Below are 14661 nucleotides of genomic sequence, written 5' to 3'. Positions count from 1 at the left end.
GCTTGACCCGGCCATGGGGAGTGCTATCTACCCGCCTCATGACCGACCTCGCACATATCCGCAATTTCTCGATCGTCGCCCATATCGACCACGGCAAGTCGACGCTCGCCGACCGGCTGATCCAGCGTTGCGGCGGCCTCACCGAGCGCGAGATGCGCGAGCAGGTGCTCGATTCCATGGAACTGGAGCGCGAGCGCGGCATCACCATCAAGGCGCAGACGGTGCGCCTCGAATACACCGCGCAGAACGGCGAGCACTACGTCCTCAACCTGATCGACACGCCCGGGCATGTGGACTTCGCCTATGAGGTCAACCGGTCTCTGGCGGCCTGCGAGGGCGCGCTCCTGGTGGTCGATGCGAGCCAGGGCGTGGAGGCGCAGACGCTCGCCAATGTCTATCAGGCGCTCGACAACGACCTGGAGATCGTGCCGGTCCTCAACAAGATCGACCTGCCGGCCGCCGAGCCGGAGCGCGTGCGCGCGCAGATCGAGGACGTGATCGGCCTCGACGCGTCCGACGCGGTGGAGATCTCCGCCAAGACGGGGCTCGGCATCGACGACGTCCTGGAGGCCATCGTGCACCGCCTGCCCCCGCCCGAGGGCGGCGACGCGAAGGCCCCGCTCAAGGCGCTGCTCGTCGATTCCTGGTACGATTCCTATCTCGGCGTCGTCGTTCTGGTGCGCATCCTCGACGGAGAGCTGAAGAAGGGCCAGCGCATCCGCATGATGAAGACGGGCGGGGCCTATCAGGTCGAGCGCGTCGGCATCTTCAAGCCCTCCCGGACGACGGTCGACAGGCTGGGACCCGGCGAGATCGGCTTCTTCACCGCCGCCATCAAGCAGGTCTCCCACACCCGCGTCGGCGACACGATCACGGACGAGAAGAACCAGACGGTGGAGCCGCTGCCGGGCTTCAAGCCGGCCCAGCCGGTCGTCTTCTGCGGCTTCTTCCCCGTCGATTCCTCCGATTTCGAGGCGCTCAGGGACGCCATGGACCGGCTGGCCCTCAACGATGCGAGCTTCTCCTACGAGATGGAGACCTCCGCCGCGCTCGGCTTCGGCTTCCGCTGCGGGTTCCTGGGATTGCTCCATCTGGAGATCATCCAGCTTCGCATCGAGCGCGAGTTCGATATCGACGTCATCACCACCGCGCCGTCGGTGATCTACAAGGTTCACATGACCGACGGGGCTGTGCTGGAGCTGCACAACCCGGCCGACATGCCCGATATCGTGCGCATCGACCACATCGAAGAGCCGTGGATCGAGGCGACGATCCTCGTGCCGGACGAGCATCTGGGCGCGGTCCTGAAGCTGTGCGAGGACCGGCGCGGGCGCCAGAAGGAGCTCACCTATGCCGGCAGCCGGGCCATGCTGGTCTACGAGCTGCCGCTCAACGAGGTGGTGTTCGACTTCTACGACCGGCTGAAGTCGGTGAGCCGCGGCTATGCGAGCTTCGACTATCACATCACCGGCTACGAGACGGGCAATCTGGTGAAGATGTCGGTGCTGGTGAACGCCGAGCCGGTCGACGCGCTCGCCATGATCGTGCACCGCGACCGGGCCGAGCAGCGCGGCCGGCAGATGTGCGAGCGGCTGAAGGACCTCATCCCCCGGCATCTCTTCAAGATTCCGGTGCAGGCCGCCATCGGCGGCAAGATCGTCGCGCGCGAGACCATCGCCGCGCTCCGCAAGGACGTCACCGCCAAGTGCTATGGCGGCGACATCACCCGCAAACGCAAGCTTCTGGAAAAGCAGAAGGCCGGCAAGAAGCGCATGCGCCAGTTCGGCAAGGTGGAGATCCCCCAGGAGGCCTTCATCGCCGCGCTCAAGATGGATTCCGACTGAGGCGAAGGCGGCTGCGGCCTCTGGATGCCCGCATTCGCGGGCATGAGCGCCACGACGGTATCAAACGGCCTGCCCTTCCCTGCGCTCGCTCCCGCGAAGGCGGGAGCCCGGACGCTGGAGACAACTGGCCTGAGTGGCTCCGCTCGGACGCAGCACGCCCGTCTTCGGTGTAACCTGCCACCGTTCCCTTCCCCCTCCCGCCGCCTGGCGAGACTGCCCCATTTCCCCTCTCCCCTCGCGGGAGAGGAGCGCGCGCAAAGTGCGCCGGGTGAGGGGGTGAGCGCGCCATCTGCAATGGCCCGCCTTCACGCAAACGCCTCCGCCAAACGGCATTTATTATTGATTTTGCGCCAAATGGCATTATAGTCATGCAGCATGGACCGGACGGAACGGTGACAAGGCCGCATGATGATGATTGCCGCAGACAACAGGCCCGACGGGCGGATCGACCCGAAAGGCGTCGATGCCGGGAAGGCCATGGAGGGGTTCTTCGCGATCATGGCGCTGTGGGGTGCCTCGCGCGAGGAGGCCCGGCGCATTCTGGGCGAGCCGGCGGAGCGCACCTTCCAGCGCTGGCGGGCCGGCGAGGTCGCCGCCATATCGCGCGACACGCTGAGCCGCGTCGGCTATGTGGCCGGCATCTTCAAGGGGCTGCAGATCGTCTATGGCGACGCCGCCCAGGCCGACGAGTGGGTGCGCAGGCCCAACCGCGCCCTTGGCGGCCAGACGCCGCTTGAGCGCATGGCGGCGGGCGAGATCGTCGACCTCGCGGCGGTGCGCCAGTATGTCGACGCGCTGCGCGCGCCGTGGTCGTGAGCCGGCCCATGTGGCCGCACACACATGTCGACTGGAAGCGGGCGTACCGGATCATCGCGTCGCGCTACCCGCCCATCGACCTGTTCGAGCGGGTGAGCCGCGACCCCGCCGTCCGGGAGGCCCTGACCGCGCTGGAGATGGCGACCAATCCGCGCGTGCGCGACGAGGTCGGCGATATCAGCCTCGTGTCGCCGGACCGGCGCATCTCGGGGCCGGGGGCGAGTTACGTCATGGCCTCCTTCACCCACGTCAACCCGTCCGGCTCGCGCTTCTCCGACGGCTCCCGCGGTGTCTACTATGCGGGCGAGAGCTTCGCGACCGCGCTCGCCGAGGTCGCCCACCACTTCGCAGAACGGGCGCGCGACAGCGGCGACGGCCCGCGCCGGGAGGACATGCGCTGCCTCGTCGGCAAGATCGATCACCGCTTCGTCGATGTCGGCGCGCTCGAGCCGGAAATGCGCCGGCGCATCCTCGACCCGGCTTCCTACGAGGCCTCCCGGGCCTTCGCGCAGACAATCCGTGACGACGGCGCCGACGGGGTGCATTATCCAAGCGTCCGCCGCCCCGGCGGTCGCTGCGTCGGCGCCTTCTACCCGGATGTCGTCGGCATTCCCGTTCAGGCCCAGCACATCAAGATCGACTATGACGGGCGCGCCGTGACCCGCTATTTCGACTATCAGGAGGAAAAATGGCACCCGATCCAACCCTGAAGCGCATCGCGGTCATGGGCACCGGCGGCGTCGGCGGCTATTTCGGCGCGCGCCTCAAGGCGGCGGGCCACGACGTCTCCTTCATCGCGCGCGGCGCCCATCTCGACGCGCTGAAGACATCCGGCCTGACGGTCGCAAGCCCGCTCGGCGACCTCGCGCTCGCCCCTGTTACGGCGAGCAACGATCCCGCCGAGATCGGGCCGGTCGACGCCATTGTGTTCGCGGTCAAGCTCGGCGATACCGAGAGCGCGGCGGAGCGTTGCCGCCCGCTCCTCAAGCCGGAGACGAGCCTCTTCACCTTCCAGAACGGCGTGGAGAGCGCCGCCCGCATCGGCGCCGCGATCGGCGCGGAGCACGTGGTGCCCGGTGTCGCCTATATCGCGGCGACCATCGCCGCGCCGGGCGTGATCCGCCATACCGGCCAGATGGCGAAGCTCGTCTTCGGCGAGACGGACGGCCGGGCCAGCGCGCGCTGCGAGGCCTTCGCCGCGGCCTGCCGCGAGGCCGGCATCGACCATGAGCTCAGCGGCGACATTACCCTCGCGCTCTGGCAGAAATTCATCCGCCTCGCCCCGCTCGCCGGCGTCACCGCGCTGACGCGCCATCCGGTCGGGCCGATCCGGGAGAACGCCCGCACGCGCGCGCTGCTGGGCGAAGCCGTGGCGGAGGCAATCGCGGTGGCCCGCGCGGAAGGTGCCGCCATGGGCCGGGAGGAAGCGGACGCCGTGCTCGCCTGGTTCGACGGCCTGCCCGCGGAGATGACCTCCTCCATGGCCGGCGATCTCGAACGCGGCAAGCCGCTCGAGCTCGACGGCCTCAACGGCGCGCTGGTGCGGCTCGCCGAGCGCCATGGCCTCGACGTCCCGGCCCACCGCTTCATCACGCAGGCGCTGGAGCTGCAGAAGGAGGGCGCCGCCTGACGCGGCCCCACCCTTCCGGCCCCTCAGTCCTCCCGCGTCGTCAGGACCACGCCTTCCCGCCTCGGATCGGCGCCCCCGTCGAGGCCCGCCGCCGTCTCGCGCACACCATGCAGGCCGCTCGTGAGCGGGCGGACCGTCACCTCGTGGCCCATGGCCTCGAGCGGCCCCTTGAGCGCGGCGAGCGGCGTTCCGGCCTCCAGCTCCACCGGCCCGTTGCGGTCCACGAAGCGGGGCAGGTCGATGGCCGCCTGCATGTCGAGCTTCCAGTCCATGAGCGCGATCAACGTCTCGGTGACATAGCCGATGATCCGGCTGCCGCCCGGCGAGCCGACGGCGGCGAAGAGATCGCCCTGCCCGTCGAGCACGAGCGTCGGCGACATGGACGAGCGCGGCCGCTTGCCGCCTTCCACCCGGTTGGCGACCGGCGTGCCGTCGCGCTCGGGCACGAAGGAGAAGTCGGTGAGCTGGTTGTTCAGGATGAAGCCGCCGGCCATCAGATGGGAACCGAACGGCCCTTCCACCGAGGTCGTCATGGACACCGCATTGCCCTGCCCGTCAACGATGGAGAGATGGCTCGTGCCCGGCCGGGTCAGGTCCGAGCCGTTGGCCCGCGCCTCGCGAAGCCCCGGCGGGGTCCCCGCCTCGGCCTTGCCGGTGGCGCGCAGCGGATCGATCAGCCGGGCGCGGCTCCTGAGATATCCCCGGTCGAGCAGCCCCTCCACCGGCACCGGCACGAAATCGGCATCGGCCATGTAGACCGCCCGGTCGGCGAAGGCCAGCGCGCTCGCCTCGCTGACGAGGTGCACCGCCATGCGCGAGCCCGGCCGCATGGCGGAGAGCTCGAAGGGCTCCAGCATCCCCAGGATCATGAGCGTGGTGAGCCCGCCCGATGTCGGCGGCGGCATGCCGCAGACCTCGTAGGCCCTGTAAGGCCGGCACAGCGGATCGCGGGCCTTGGCCTCGTAGCCCTTGAGGTCGTCGAGCGTCATGAGCCCGCGATTGGGATGGCTCGTCACCGCCTGCACGATGGCGCCGGCCACCTCGCCCTCATAGAAGCCTTCCGGGCCCTGCTCCGCAATCGTCTCCAGCGTGCGCGCATAGGCCGGGTTCTTGAGCACATGGCCGACGGGAAGCGGCGCGAGACCGTCGGGGCTCGACGGATCGGCGACGAAGAAATAGTCGCGCGTCGCCGGCTCCCGCCTCAGCCATTCGTCCCTGGCGATCATCTCGTGAAGCCGCGGGCTCACCGCGAAGCCCTCATGGGCAAGCCCGATGGCCGGGCGGAAGAGGTCCGCCCAGTCGAGCCGGCCATGCTCCTCGTGCGCTTTCCACAGCATGGCCACGACCCCCGGCACGCCGACCGAGCGCCCGCCGATCACCGCCTCCATGAAGCCCATGGGCTCGCCGTCGGGCTTGAGGAACAGGTCGCCGCCCGCGGCCTCCGGTGCCATTTCGCGCCCGTCATAGGCGACCATCTCGCCGTCGCCGGCATCGCGATAGAGCATGAAGGCGCCGCCGCCGATCCCGGAGGATTGCGGCTCGACGAGACTGAGCACAAGCTGGGCGGCGATGGCCGCATCGACCGCGCTGCCGCCCCGGTCGAGCATGGCGAGCGCCGCCTTCGAGGCATGCTCGTTCGCCGTGGAGACCATGGCCGGGCGGTTGTCGCCACAGGCCGCAAGGACCAGAAGCGCAAGGAGGGAGAAGAGAACGCGAAGCCGCATGGGGATCACCGCTGGAGGAATGGATTTGCGCCAGACTGTAGAGCAAGCGCCGCCCGGATTGAACAGGCCGCGCGGGAATGGTTGGAAGCCGCCGCGCCACATGGTCTAGAGTCGGCGCAGGGCTTTGTGGACCGGCACCGACCCGCGCCGCACAGCACCACAACCACCCATCGAGGAGACAGGACCGATGAGCGCGCAACCGGGGCCACGCAACCTCATCACCGATGTCGGCGGGCTGCTCGTCGGCAACGCCCATGACGAGCGCGTGCGCACCGGCGCGACGGTGGTGCTTGCCGAGACGGAGGCCGTCGCCGCGGTCGACATACGCGGCGGAGCGCCCGGCACGCGCGAGACCGACGCGCTCGATCCGGTCTCGCTCGTCGACGCCATCCACGCGGTCGCGCTGTCCGGCGGCTCGGTCTTCGGGCTGGAGGCGGCGGCGGGCGTGACCCATCTCCTGGCCGAGCGCGGCCGGGGCTTCACCTTCGGCGACCAGCCGAAGCCGACACCCGTCGTGCCGGGCGCGATCCTGTTCGACATCCGCAATGGCGGCGACAAGGACTGGGGCGACACACCGCCCTATCGCGCACTCGGAATGGCGGCGTGCGAGGCCGCCTCGGCGGATTTCGCACTCGGCAATCACGGCGCGGGGTTCGGCGCGCTCGCCGGCACGCTGAAGGGCGGGCTCGGCAGCGCCTCGCTGCGCTGGCAGGGCGCGACCGTCGGGGCGCTCGTGGCGGTCAACAGCTTCGGCTCCGCGCTCGTTCCGGGAACGGGGCGCTTCTGGGCGGGGCCCTTCGAGATCGGCGGGGAGTTCGGCGGGCTGGGGCCCGCCCCGAACTGCGCGCCGCACGCGCCCCTGGCCGGCACGAAGGCGGAGGCGCTGCCGGATGCCGCCGGGGCCGGGCAGAACACCACCGTCGCGGTGGTGGCGACCGACGCCGCCCTCACGCGCAGCGAGGCGAAGCGGCTCGCCATCATGGCCACCGACGGCATGGCGCGCGCGCTCCGCCCGGTCCACACCCCCTATGACGGCGACCTCGTCTTCGCGCTGGCGACGGGCCGCGTCCCCCTTGCCGAACCGCGCCCGCTGACGCTCGGCTGCCTCGGCACGCTCGCCGCCGACACGCTGGCCCGCGCCATCGCCCGCGGCATCTACGAGGCCCGCACCATGGGCCCGTGGACGGGCTTCCGCGACGGGCACGCAAAATTCCCTGCGACAGATGCGTAACGACATCTTGCCTTTGTCCGCGCAACGTATTAGGACATGCCCGTCCATGACCCACGGGACACTCCGGGCCAAGCAAGGCCCGACCGGGCGCCGGTAGCTCAGCTGGATAGAGCACCAGACTACGAATCTGGGGGTCGGGGGTTCGAATCCTCCCCGGCGCGCCACTCCTTCGCGGGTTTTTCCCCTCCCCGTTTTGCAGACCGTTTTGCAAAATCTGTTTCCAAGACGTTCTCCATCTTGGCTATCGCGCTGTCGGCCATCGTGCTCGTGCGGGCGAGATACTTGTCCAGAATGTCCTGCGCGCGGCGCAGCGAGTGGCCGGTGACGGACACGATTTCACCCAGGCTGCAACCCGCCTGAAACAGCATGGTCACCGTGGTTCCCCGGATATCGTGAAAGTGCAGATCGGCGATGCCTGCCGCCTTGCACGTCGCCTCCCATTGGTTGGCGAAGTACCGTTTCTTGAACGCGCGGCCAGTCTTGGTGGTCAGGATCAGCGGCGATGTTCGTGCGAGACCGTCGAGCGTGGTCTTTAGGGCATTCGTGCATTTGACCTTAACGTCGCGGCCGGTCTTGCCCTGCCGCACCGCGATATGCGTTCCGTCATAGCTGCCCCAGGCAAGCTTGAGCAGATCGCCCTGCCGCTGGCCGGTATGGAGCGCGAGCACGAGGGCAAGCTTCATTTCGGGCGAGGCAACCTTGTTGAACGCCTCGACGTGCTCGGGCAGCCAGATCATGTCCGACCGATCGCCCTTGTAGGCGCGCTCGAAACTGTCCAGCACATTGACCTTGAGCGGACCGTCCTTGGCGCCCCATGACAGGACGCGCGCGAGGATCGTCACGCGATTGTCCGCTTCTCTTGGCTTGTGCTCCGAGAATCGGTCGTGCCATTTGAGCACGTCGCGCCGGAACCCTTTGTCTTCCAACGCCGCATACGGGCACGTCCCGTACTCGTCTTCCCAGAACTTCAGGATGCGGCGGTATTCAGTCTTCGTGCTTTCGGCCAGCCTGCGCCATTTCGCCGTATCCTCGAATTCCAGAATGAGCCCAGACAGCGTGCCGGCGTTGCGGTGGCGCATCTTCTCTTCGGCGGCGGCAAAGCTCGCCATGAACTCGGGCGAACCCGGCTCGCCCTTGAGCCGGGTGCCGCTGGCGCGGTGATAGTAGTAGGTGGCCACCTGCCCCGTGGCGAGCTTGCGCCTGACCGTGTTGACGCCCTTAAGTCTGACTCTCACGGCTCATTTTCCATTGCTCGAATGGCGACAGGTTATCGTTGCTCGCCGGGCCAGCCGTGTCACCGGACAATGCGCGCTCCAGGGCAATGCGGCTCCATCGATGCGTCCCGGGAATGGGCTTGGGCACGACGCCGCGGCGCACCCACTCCGAAAAACCGGACGGCTTCAGGCCGCAAAGTGCCGCAGCTTGCTGGCGTGTCAGCGTAAGCGGCAGGTTGTCGTTGGCGGGCATGGTCATAGTCAGAACGCCTTATGATAGGGCCGCCCGCTGCGCAGCCGGTCGCGTATCGCGGCGCGCAGCATTGCGGTGGGCAGCCTTTCCAGATCCTCGACGAGTGCCGCGCGGCGGCCTTGCTGTTGCGACAGTGCGTGCAGCTTCTCGGCGAGCATGCGGCGCTCGCTCTTGAGCTTGAGCGGTTTGGGTAGCTTGGACATGTGCATCTGGCTCCGGTTGGAATCCCGCGCACGCGCCGCACTTAGGGCACTGCACGAGGTTTCCGGGCTTGCGGCGGCTCTTCCAGCCGCAAGCGCCGCATTCGACGGGCAACAGCTTGGCCATCAGAACAGCCTCACAAGGCCGAGCAGTTGCAGGGCGCAACCGATCACGATGACGTTGAAGACGACGCTGCGCGCCAGCTCGCGCGCCATGGCGTAGTAGTGCATGGGGTTGCCTCCGGGGAGTTAAGCGGTGCTACCGTTGAGGCGTGCGACAAAGCCGGCCGGATCGCCTTGCGCATCGGGGTCGACAAAGCGCTCGACCGGGCCATAACCGTCGTTGAAGTCGACTAGGTACTGGCAGTCGACACCATCGACCGGGCGCACAATGGTTGCCTCGCCCTCAACGACAAATGTGCCGCCCATGGTGCAGTTGAGCACGTGAACGCGGTCGCCCGCTCTCCATTCGATATTCGCCATGTTCTCCTCCTCAATGCGAATCCGGTGTGCGTTGAGGGGAACGTTAGCTGTGTCGACACAAATGAGTCAACATAAAATATGTCAGAAACAGAAAGCGATACCGTTTCGGGCCGATTTTCGATTTAAATTCGACGCAACCTTGACTTGCCGTCGACGCGCTGGTTTGACTGTGTATTGGGGAATATCGAGGCAACAGGCTGGGGGCTCACCGTGAAATCCGCGATGCGAATGGCGGCCGTCGTCGGCGTGGCATTGCTATTGGGTGGATGCGTCGGGGCCGCAATCGGCGTCGGGTCGCAATTGCCGGATAAGCACGTCATGACATCGCCGTTCGATGCCAGGCAGGTCGCCCATATCCACCAAGTCGGAGACGCCAATATAGAAGGCGTTATGACCGTGCCTGATCGCTATGACGACAAGTCTATGGTGCCGCCGGCCGGCTCGCAGATCCGCGTCTATCCCGATTCACCGTACGCGCGAGAGTGGATTCAAGCGCTGTTCGGTGATCGCAAGGCATCGTTCGATCCAATCGAAATAGACTCCGCTCTCGAATCGGACTTCAAGCGCATGGCTCGCGTGGGGCGCACCGACAAGAACGGCCGGTTCCGAATCGACGGCATCCCGGCTGGCGCGTACTTCGTGGTCGGCACGGGATATTTTGCGGACGCGAAGCGGCTACAGAAGAGTGCGCTGGTCTATGAGCGCGTAACGCTCACAAAGGGTCAGACTGCCAATGTGGCGCTGGATGGGCGGTGAGGGCTCGCCAATCGCCTATCGCGATGCATGCACAATCCGATGCACTGATATGACCTTGTCGCGCTCAAATTCTATCTGCCTCGGCGGATTGAACTGCGAAAGGATTATCTTCGTGGGAGTATATTTTACGAACTCTTTCACGAAGCCGAATGGCGACTCGTCTTCACTATCCGGGGCGAGCTGTATAATCACGTCGTCTCCCTTCGCGACGGGCTTGCCCGGTTGTGCAACGACTGTCTCGCCAGGCTTATAGCGCGGATACATTGATTCTCCGTCTATATAGACAGCATACACCCCCGGAACCCCCCGCAAATGAGCCGGCCTCGGCTCCCAGCCAATTACCTCTCCATTGAACTCATAGCGGCCGTCGTCGCCCCCACGGGCGCGCCCGTAGACGGGAACGGCATTCCTGTCGTACGGCGGCGCCGGTCCGCCAATACGCGCATTTGGCTCATGCGCCATTGCGGCCTCTTCGGCGTCGCCAGAGACGCCAGCCAATGCCATCACCTCTTGCTTCGTGATGGGCGGCGATCCTCTGCCAGCGAGGGCTTTCGCGAACCTCTCCGCGATATCGTGCCGAAAGAACGGCTCATGATACTGGTCGGGATCCAGGAAACGCTGGGCGCCGGAAGGCGTCGAGTATCCGGCCAGCAAAGAGAGCTTGGAGCGGGAGAGGCCCGAACGCGTCAATAGCTCTTGCAGCTTATGTGCAGCCGACTGTGTCATGGGTGTGTTGATACCATCAATCATTGACACAATTCTATGTTGACGAACTGACATATAATATGTCAAACGATGAACATGGTTAACGCCATCCCACCGAATCGTCCCAACCGGGCCGGTTCGCCACACCACAGGGGACTATCAACCATGACCAATGCAGTTGAGAATTTCCGGTTCAGTGCTCCGAATGCCGGTGACCGCGCCGCGCTCGACGCCGCATACAAGCTCGCGCGGGCCGAGGCGTCGGAGAAGTGGGCCGCGAGCATCGGCCTGGCCTAACCACCACCCACACTCCCACCACTCTCTCACTCACTACCAAGCGGCCCGCACCCGCGGGCGGCCAACACCCGAGGTCTATCCAATGGCAGCTTTTCTTACCCTCTTCGAGCCCGGCGACCAGGTTTCGCTGTTCTCCGGCGAGTCCGGTGTCGTGATCGGTGCCAAGCGCGTTGTCGGCAGCGAGACGGAGTATCTGGTCGAGTACGAGACCGCGTGCGGCGAAGCGCGCGAATGGTGGTGGCGCGAATCCGCGCTGTCGCCGGCCGGCGGCGGCGAGCCCGCCGAGCTGGATTTCGCGCCCTCCACCGTCGACCGGGATTTCGACGGGGCGCCCAACGTGATCGCGTTTTCCGCGGCCATTCATTGATCACCAACGATCCAACAGGAGACATGCATATGACTGCACTGCGCACATACGAGATTGGCGACCGGGTTGCGTGCGAACTCTTCGACGCTTGGACAGTGACCGGCCGTGAGGCGGATCGCTATGCGGTCCGGTGGGACGGGGAGCCCCATACCGGCATTTCGCCGTGCTGGTATCCCGAAGAGCTGGCGCCGGCGAATGATGACCACCGGTTCAAGGCGGGCGACCGCGTGCGGTTCACCGAGCGGTGCCCGGATCATTGGTGGTTCGGACCGACCAAGGCGTACCGCGAGGGCACGATTGAGGAGGCCGGATGCAGCGCCGTGCTCAAGCATGAGGTTGCTGTTCCCGGCTGGCCATTCCCGGCGCACGTCAATGACGAGCATATCGAGCTCATTGCGGAGCCCGCCAAGCCCCGCAAATGCATCGTGGCCAAGCTGACGACTGGTGGCGAACCGCGCCCGTATGCCGCGCCGTATGTCCACGACGGCCGGCATTCGGCGGAGACCGAGGCGCGCCGGCTTTGCGAAATGCACCCCGGTATGTCGTTCGCGGTCTACGAGATGGTGTCCGTGTCGCGCGCGCCCAAGCCGTCGGCAATCACGGAGGCGGCGTGAGTGCCACAACCTAGTGGCGATTCCCTGTTCTGCCCCACCAACCTTGAGTTAGGTGGGGCAGGTGGGGCAAATATGATCTTCGACACCATCCGCACACCCTGCCCCACTACCCCTCTCCCCTTTAGGGGAGGGGGGGTGGTAGGGCGGCGGGGTGTGTGCCGGGAAAAGATAGTAAGGCAGGTGGGGCAGAAATCGTGAAAGTTGTACGACGGAAGTTTGCACCGAAAGTGCCCGAGTGGCGCTTGCAGCATGCGGCAGTGAGACGGCTGCGGCGGATGCCGGAGCATGGGCGGCTGTTCCTCGTGGCCGGCGATATGAACGCCGGGCGGCGTGGGCCACAGGACCGGGTGAAGGCGAAGGCTACCGGTCTGACGCCTGGCGAGCCTGACTTGCGCGTCTACGTGCATGGCGGGCGCCTCAAGATGATCGAGTTCAAGACGAGGGCGGGCCGGCTGTCGTCGGCGCAGCGCGAGCGGCATGGCGAACTGGCGCGGCTCGGCTTCGAGGTCGTGGTGGTGCAGGCCGCGACGGAGGATGAGGCGGCGGACGCGACCGAACGGCTGGTTCGGGCGTGGCTGGCGGCGAACGATAACCAGGAGAGTGAGAGGAACGAAGATGCAGCCTGAGTATCGAGCGGACCCGAACAACAACGCCCACGCGATCAACGCGAAGGGCAAGGCGGTGCACCGGCAGACCATCGGACGCATGGCCAATGGCGACGAGTGGGACAACCGGATTCATGACGATCTACCAGATTGGCCGCTTGCGAAGGCGCTCAAGGCGGACAAGCAAAACGATCTGTTGGAGGTCGCTCGTCAGTTCCGGAGAATCTACGACCAAGCGCACACGCACGTAGAGATCATGGGCAGCGACTATGAGCGCGGTAGCCTCTACGTCGTGCACCGCACGTCCGTCGACAAGAAAACGGGCGCAGTGCAGTACGGCAAGGTATTGCGGTCGCACTCGGCTGACACGATTGCGACCGAAGCCGCCAGGCGGCGCGTTGGTGACACGTCGCGCACGATCAAGGGCCATGCTCCCGTCGCTCGCAGATGGGAGGGAGACCACACCATCAATCGCATGCTGGATGCCCGGCGGCTGTTGGCCGACCTGTTGGCGCGGCTTGGGCCGATCAGGGATGAAGTGGTGGCAGCCGTTGTGCACGGCGACACCATGGAGGACGTCGGCCGCATGATGGGCGCCAGCAATCAGAAGTATGCGTTAGGCGCCGGCAAGCAAGTGGTGCTGCGCGGGCTCGTTGCTGTGCGCGATGCGCTCGCTGACATGCGCAGAAATCCAACGGTCCATTAATGCGGTTCCACCAGTTGCGGACCAACTTGCCTATTGTTGAGAGGACACATTCACATGCAGTCAGTTGACCAGTTGATGAAGGGTGCCGCCGAGCGCTTGGTTCAGCACTCGGCCGAAGCAGCTCCGTTGATCGCGACCCGCAAGTCCGCCGAGCGAAAGGTTGCCGAGCTACAGACGCTCATGGAAACCAAGGCGGAAGATGAGAGGCGCGCATTGAAGCGCATGTACCACGCCGGCCAACTCAACGAGCGAAACCGGCAGCATGCCGAGAAGATCTTCGGCCCGATGGTCGACACGACAAAGGCAGCGAACGACAACACGCCGCAATCGGAAGCGATAGCGGTTTAGAGAGCAGGGCGCCCACGAGGCGCCCTTTCCATTTGAGGCGGGTTAACAGCATGCCCGACGCGCATATCGGTCGGGACCGCCTCACACCAACCCGCTGGCGCCGTGCCTCCGGCGACGCGGGGACAGGCGGCGGGCGTCGAGACACCGTTGTAGTGCACGCTACTGCGCTCCGGTGGCTCCGCCCGCCGCTGGCTATTGGAGACACCACCATGCGAGCACTGATCGACCGCATTCTCGACCGTCTGCGCGGCGCGTGTCGGCCGGGCTATGTCTACTAGCGCGGCGGCGCACACCTACCACCGCCTGTACAACACGGCGCGATGGCGCAAGCGGCGGGCCCGGCAGCTCGCCGATAGCCCGCTGTGTGTGTACTGCCTGGCGCGCGACGTGGTGACACCAGCCACGGTGGCCGACCACGTCACGCCGCACAAGGGCGACGAACGTCTGTTCTGGCACGGCGAGTTGCAGTCGCTGTGCAAGCGCTGTCACGACAGCGAGAAGCAACGCGAGGAACGCGGACTACGCCGCAAGGGCTGCGACGTGGACGGCTGGCCATTCCATGAGGAGGACGCATGATCGAGGTTAAGCGAGACCACACCGGGCACATGCACCTGTTCGTCAACGGTGTGCCGATCAATGGCGCCCAGGTGGGCGGAGTGCAGGCGGTCAATGGCGAGATGCAGGTGGCGGTGTTCATTCCGACCAAGCGCGTGACGTTCGGCGAGGTCGACAACGTGGTGCCGATGGTCAAGCCGGCGGCGTGACGGAGGGGGGCATCGAAAGTTAAAGTTTCGCTCTGCGAAACACCGCCGCTCCCCTAAAACGCACGTTTCTGCAATTCGAATGTTGAGATTTGTTGATGCGTTCT

20 protein-coding genes and 1 tRNA gene are annotated in these 14661 nt (G+C 66.0%); 15 read left to right on the top strand and 6 right to left on the bottom strand.

The genetic code is table 11. The features are described 5' to 3' along the window. Positions 1 to 38: 38 nt before the first annotated feature. The 4 genes from lepA (at position 39) to HW532_RS12935 (ending at position 4290) form a co-directional block, all read left to right on the top strand. Entirely contained in the window at positions 39 to 1844 is a 1806-nt protein-coding gene (lepA, locus tag HW532_RS12950; RefSeq protein WP_213160880.1) for a translation elongation factor 4, read from the top strand. Positions 1845 to 2249: 405 nt separating this feature from the next. Then, entirely contained in the window at positions 2250 to 2660 is a 411-nt protein-coding gene (locus HW532_RS12945) for an MbcA/ParS/Xre antitoxin family protein (RefSeq protein ID WP_246478927.1), read from the top strand. 8 nt (positions 2661 to 2668) lie between these two features. Then, the gene (locus tag HW532_RS12940) at positions 2669 to 3370 is read left to right on the top strand and encodes an RES family NAD+ phosphorylase (RefSeq protein WP_213160879.1); all 702 of its coding nucleotides are present in this window, start codon (positions 2669 to 2671) and stop codon (positions 3368 to 3370) included. Continuing rightward, positions 3349 to 4290 carry a 2-dehydropantoate 2-reductase gene (locus tag HW532_RS12935; protein ID WP_213160878.1) on the top strand — a complete coding sequence of 314 codons (942 nt, stop codon included), beginning with the start codon at positions 3349 to 3351 and terminating at the stop codon, positions 4288 to 4290. Before HW532_RS12940 ends, HW532_RS12935 begins: the two co-directional genes overlap by 22 nt. 23 nt (positions 4291 to 4313) lie before the next feature. Here HW532_RS12935 and ggt read toward each other — a convergent pair whose 3' ends face one another. After that, positions 4314 to 6014, bottom strand: coding sequence for a gamma-glutamyltransferase (gene ggt / locus HW532_RS12930; RefSeq protein WP_213160877.1), 1701 nt, complete (start codon positions 6012 to 6014; stop codon positions 4314 to 4316). Between the two features lie 187 nt (positions 6015 to 6201). Here ggt and HW532_RS12925 point away from each other — a divergent pair, with 187 nt between their 5' ends. Further along, on the top strand, positions 6202 to 7245 hold the full coding sequence (locus HW532_RS12925) for a P1 family peptidase (protein WP_213160876.1): 1044 nt from the start codon (positions 6202 to 6204) through the stop codon (positions 7243 to 7245). Positions 7246 to 7332: 87 nt separating this feature from the next. After that, positions 7333 to 7409 (top strand) — tRNA-Arg (locus HW532_RS12920). On the opposite strand, the gene HW532_RS22140 is transcribed toward HW532_RS12920, so the two are convergent. The 4 genes from HW532_RS22140 to HW532_RS12900 form a co-directional block, all read right to left on the bottom strand. Then, complete coding sequence (locus HW532_RS22140; protein WP_246479965.1) at positions 7365 to 7928, bottom strand: tyrosine-type recombinase/integrase; 564 nt, start codon at positions 7926 to 7928, stop codon at positions 7365 to 7367. The genes HW532_RS12920 and HW532_RS22140 overlap by 45 nt on opposite strands. Positions 7929 to 8463: 535 nt before the next feature. Then, positions 8464 to 8712, bottom strand: a complete 249-nt coding sequence (locus HW532_RS12910) for a hypothetical protein (RefSeq protein ID WP_213160875.1) — start codon at positions 8710 to 8712, stop codon at positions 8464 to 8466. A gap of 8 nt (positions 8713 to 8720) precedes the next feature. After that, complete coding sequence (locus HW532_RS12905) at positions 8721 to 8915, bottom strand: hypothetical protein (RefSeq protein ID WP_213160874.1); 195 nt, start codon at positions 8913 to 8915, stop codon at positions 8721 to 8723. A gap of 246 nt (positions 8916 to 9161) precedes the next feature. Further along, a complete protein-coding gene (locus tag HW532_RS12900; RefSeq protein WP_213160873.1) occupies positions 9162 to 9395 on the bottom strand; it encodes a hypothetical protein in 234 nt (77 codons plus the stop codon). A gap of 228 nt (positions 9396 to 9623) precedes the next feature. On the opposite strand from HW532_RS12900, the gene HW532_RS12895 reads away from it, so the two are divergent. Continuing rightward, positions 9624 to 10151: a carboxypeptidase-like regulatory domain-containing protein gene (locus tag HW532_RS12895; protein ID WP_213160872.1), complete on the top strand. Its 528-nt coding sequence runs from the start codon at positions 9624 to 9626 to the stop codon at positions 10149 to 10151. 15 nt (positions 10152 to 10166) lie between these two features. Here the strand turns inward: HW532_RS12895 and HW532_RS12890 are convergent, their stop codons facing one another. After that, positions 10167 to 10901 carry a S24 family peptidase gene (locus HW532_RS12890; RefSeq protein ID WP_213160871.1) on the bottom strand — a complete coding sequence of 245 codons (735 nt, stop codon included), beginning with the start codon at positions 10899 to 10901 and terminating at the stop codon, positions 10167 to 10169. A gap of 120 nt (positions 10902 to 11021) precedes the next feature. Between HW532_RS12890 and HW532_RS22370 the strand changes: the two genes are divergently transcribed. The 8 genes from HW532_RS22370 (at position 11022) to HW532_RS12855 (ending at position 14557) form a co-directional block, all read left to right on the top strand. After that, a complete protein-coding gene (locus HW532_RS22370; protein WP_281397126.1) occupies positions 11022 to 11153 on the top strand; it encodes a hypothetical protein in 132 nt (43 codons plus the stop codon). Positions 11154 to 11235: 82 nt separating this feature from the next. Then, entirely contained in the window at positions 11236 to 11520 is a 285-nt protein-coding gene (locus tag HW532_RS12885; protein WP_213160870.1) for a hypothetical protein, read from the top strand. A gap of 29 nt (positions 11521 to 11549) precedes the next feature. Next, a complete protein-coding gene (locus tag HW532_RS12880) occupies positions 11550 to 12134 on the top strand; it encodes an SH3 domain-containing protein (RefSeq protein ID WP_213160869.1) in 585 nt (194 codons plus the stop codon). Positions 12135 to 12409: 275 nt separating this feature from the next. Then, on the top strand, positions 12410 to 12760 hold the full coding sequence (locus tag HW532_RS12875) for a VRR-NUC domain-containing protein (protein ID WP_213160868.1): 351 nt from the start codon (positions 12410 to 12412) through the stop codon (positions 12758 to 12760). After that, positions 12750 to 13445: a hypothetical protein gene (locus tag HW532_RS12870; RefSeq protein ID WP_213160867.1), complete on the top strand. Its 696-nt coding sequence runs from the start codon at positions 12750 to 12752 to the stop codon at positions 13443 to 13445. Before HW532_RS12875 ends, HW532_RS12870 begins: the two co-directional genes overlap by 11 nt. Before the next feature lie 54 nt (positions 13446 to 13499). Beyond that, on the top strand, positions 13500 to 13793 hold the full coding sequence (locus HW532_RS12865; RefSeq protein ID WP_213160866.1) for a hypothetical protein: 294 nt from the start codon (positions 13500 to 13502) through the stop codon (positions 13791 to 13793). Positions 13794 to 14060: 267 nt separating this feature from the next. Beyond that, a complete protein-coding gene (locus tag HW532_RS12860) occupies positions 14061 to 14369 on the top strand; it encodes an HNH endonuclease (RefSeq protein ID WP_213160865.1) in 309 nt (102 codons plus the stop codon). Then, on the top strand, positions 14366 to 14557 hold the full coding sequence (locus tag HW532_RS12855) for a hypothetical protein (RefSeq protein ID WP_213160864.1): 192 nt from the start codon (positions 14366 to 14368) through the stop codon (positions 14555 to 14557). The genes HW532_RS12860 and HW532_RS12855 overlap by 4 nt, the downstream gene beginning before the upstream one ends. Positions 14558 to 14661: the final 104 nt, after the last annotated feature.

The organism is Kaustia mangrovi (assembly GCF_015482775.1).
Taxonomy (GTDB): Bacteria; Pseudomonadota; Alphaproteobacteria; order Rhizobiales; family Im1; genus Kaustia; species Kaustia mangrovi.
The sequence above is the reverse complement of the archived record's forward strand: the minus strand, read 5'-3'. Positions and strand labels throughout refer to the sequence as shown.

Excerpts from the sequence above, each read along its gene's own strand:
- HW532_RS22370 (WP_281397126.1), top strand. The coding sequence starts at position 11,022 with ATGACCAATGCAGTTGAGAATTTCCGGTTCAGTGCTCCGAATGCCGGT.
- HW532_RS12905 (WP_213160874.1), bottom strand. The coding sequence starts at position 8,915 with ATGTCCAAGCTACCCAAACCGCTCAAGCTCAAGAGCGAGCGCCGCATG.
- HW532_RS12875 (WP_213160868.1), top strand. The coding sequence starts at position 12,410 with ATGCCGGAGCATGGGCGGCTGTTCCTCGTGGCCGGCGATATGAACGCC.
- HW532_RS12860 (WP_213160865.1), top strand. The coding sequence starts at position 14,061 with ATGTCTACTAGCGCGGCGGCGCACACCTACCACCGCCTGTACAACACG.
- HW532_RS12925 (WP_213160876.1), top strand. The coding sequence starts at position 6,202 with ATGAGCGCGCAACCGGGGCCACGCAACCTCATCACCGATGTCGGCGGG.
- HW532_RS12910 (WP_213160875.1), bottom strand. The coding sequence starts at position 8,712 with ATGCCCGCCAACGACAACCTGCCGCTTACGCTGACACGCCAGCAAGCT.
- HW532_RS12940 (WP_213160879.1), top strand. The coding sequence starts at position 2,669 with ATGTGGCCGCACACACATGTCGACTGGAAGCGGGCGTACCGGATCATC.
- HW532_RS12880 (WP_213160869.1), top strand. The coding sequence starts at position 11,550 with ATGACTGCACTGCGCACATACGAGATTGGCGACCGGGTTGCGTGCGAA.
- HW532_RS22140 (WP_246479965.1), bottom strand. The coding sequence starts at position 7,928 with ATGAAGCTTGCCCTCGTGCTCGCGCTCCATACCGGCCAGCGGCAGGGC.
- HW532_RS12870 (WP_213160867.1), top strand. The coding sequence starts at position 12,750 with ATGCAGCCTGAGTATCGAGCGGACCCGAACAACAACGCCCACGCGATC.
- HW532_RS12900 (WP_213160873.1), bottom strand. The coding sequence starts at position 9,395 with ATGGCGAATATCGAATGGAGAGCGGGCGACCGCGTTCACGTGCTCAAC.
- lepA (WP_213160880.1), top strand. The coding sequence starts at position 39 with ATGACCGACCTCGCACATATCCGCAATTTCTCGATCGTCGCCCATATC.
- HW532_RS12890 (WP_213160871.1), bottom strand. The coding sequence starts at position 10,901 with ATGATTGATGGTATCAACACACCCATGACACAGTCGGCTGCACATAAG.
- HW532_RS12855 (WP_213160864.1), top strand. The coding sequence starts at position 14,366 with ATGATCGAGGTTAAGCGAGACCACACCGGGCACATGCACCTGTTCGTC.
- HW532_RS12895 (WP_213160872.1), top strand. The coding sequence starts at position 9,624 with ATGGCGGCCGTCGTCGGCGTGGCATTGCTATTGGGTGGATGCGTCGGG.
- ggt (WP_213160877.1), bottom strand. The coding sequence starts at position 6,014 with ATGCGGCTTCGCGTTCTCTTCTCCCTCCTTGCGCTTCTGGTCCTTGCG.
- HW532_RS12885 (WP_213160870.1), top strand. The coding sequence starts at position 11,236 with ATGGCAGCTTTTCTTACCCTCTTCGAGCCCGGCGACCAGGTTTCGCTG.
- HW532_RS12945 (WP_246478927.1), top strand. The coding sequence starts at position 2,250 with ATGATGATGATTGCCGCAGACAACAGGCCCGACGGGCGGATCGACCCG.
- HW532_RS12865 (WP_213160866.1), top strand. The coding sequence starts at position 13,500 with ATGCAGTCAGTTGACCAGTTGATGAAGGGTGCCGCCGAGCGCTTGGTT.
- HW532_RS12935 (WP_213160878.1), top strand. The coding sequence starts at position 3,349 with ATGGCACCCGATCCAACCCTGAAGCGCATCGCGGTCATGGGCACCGGC.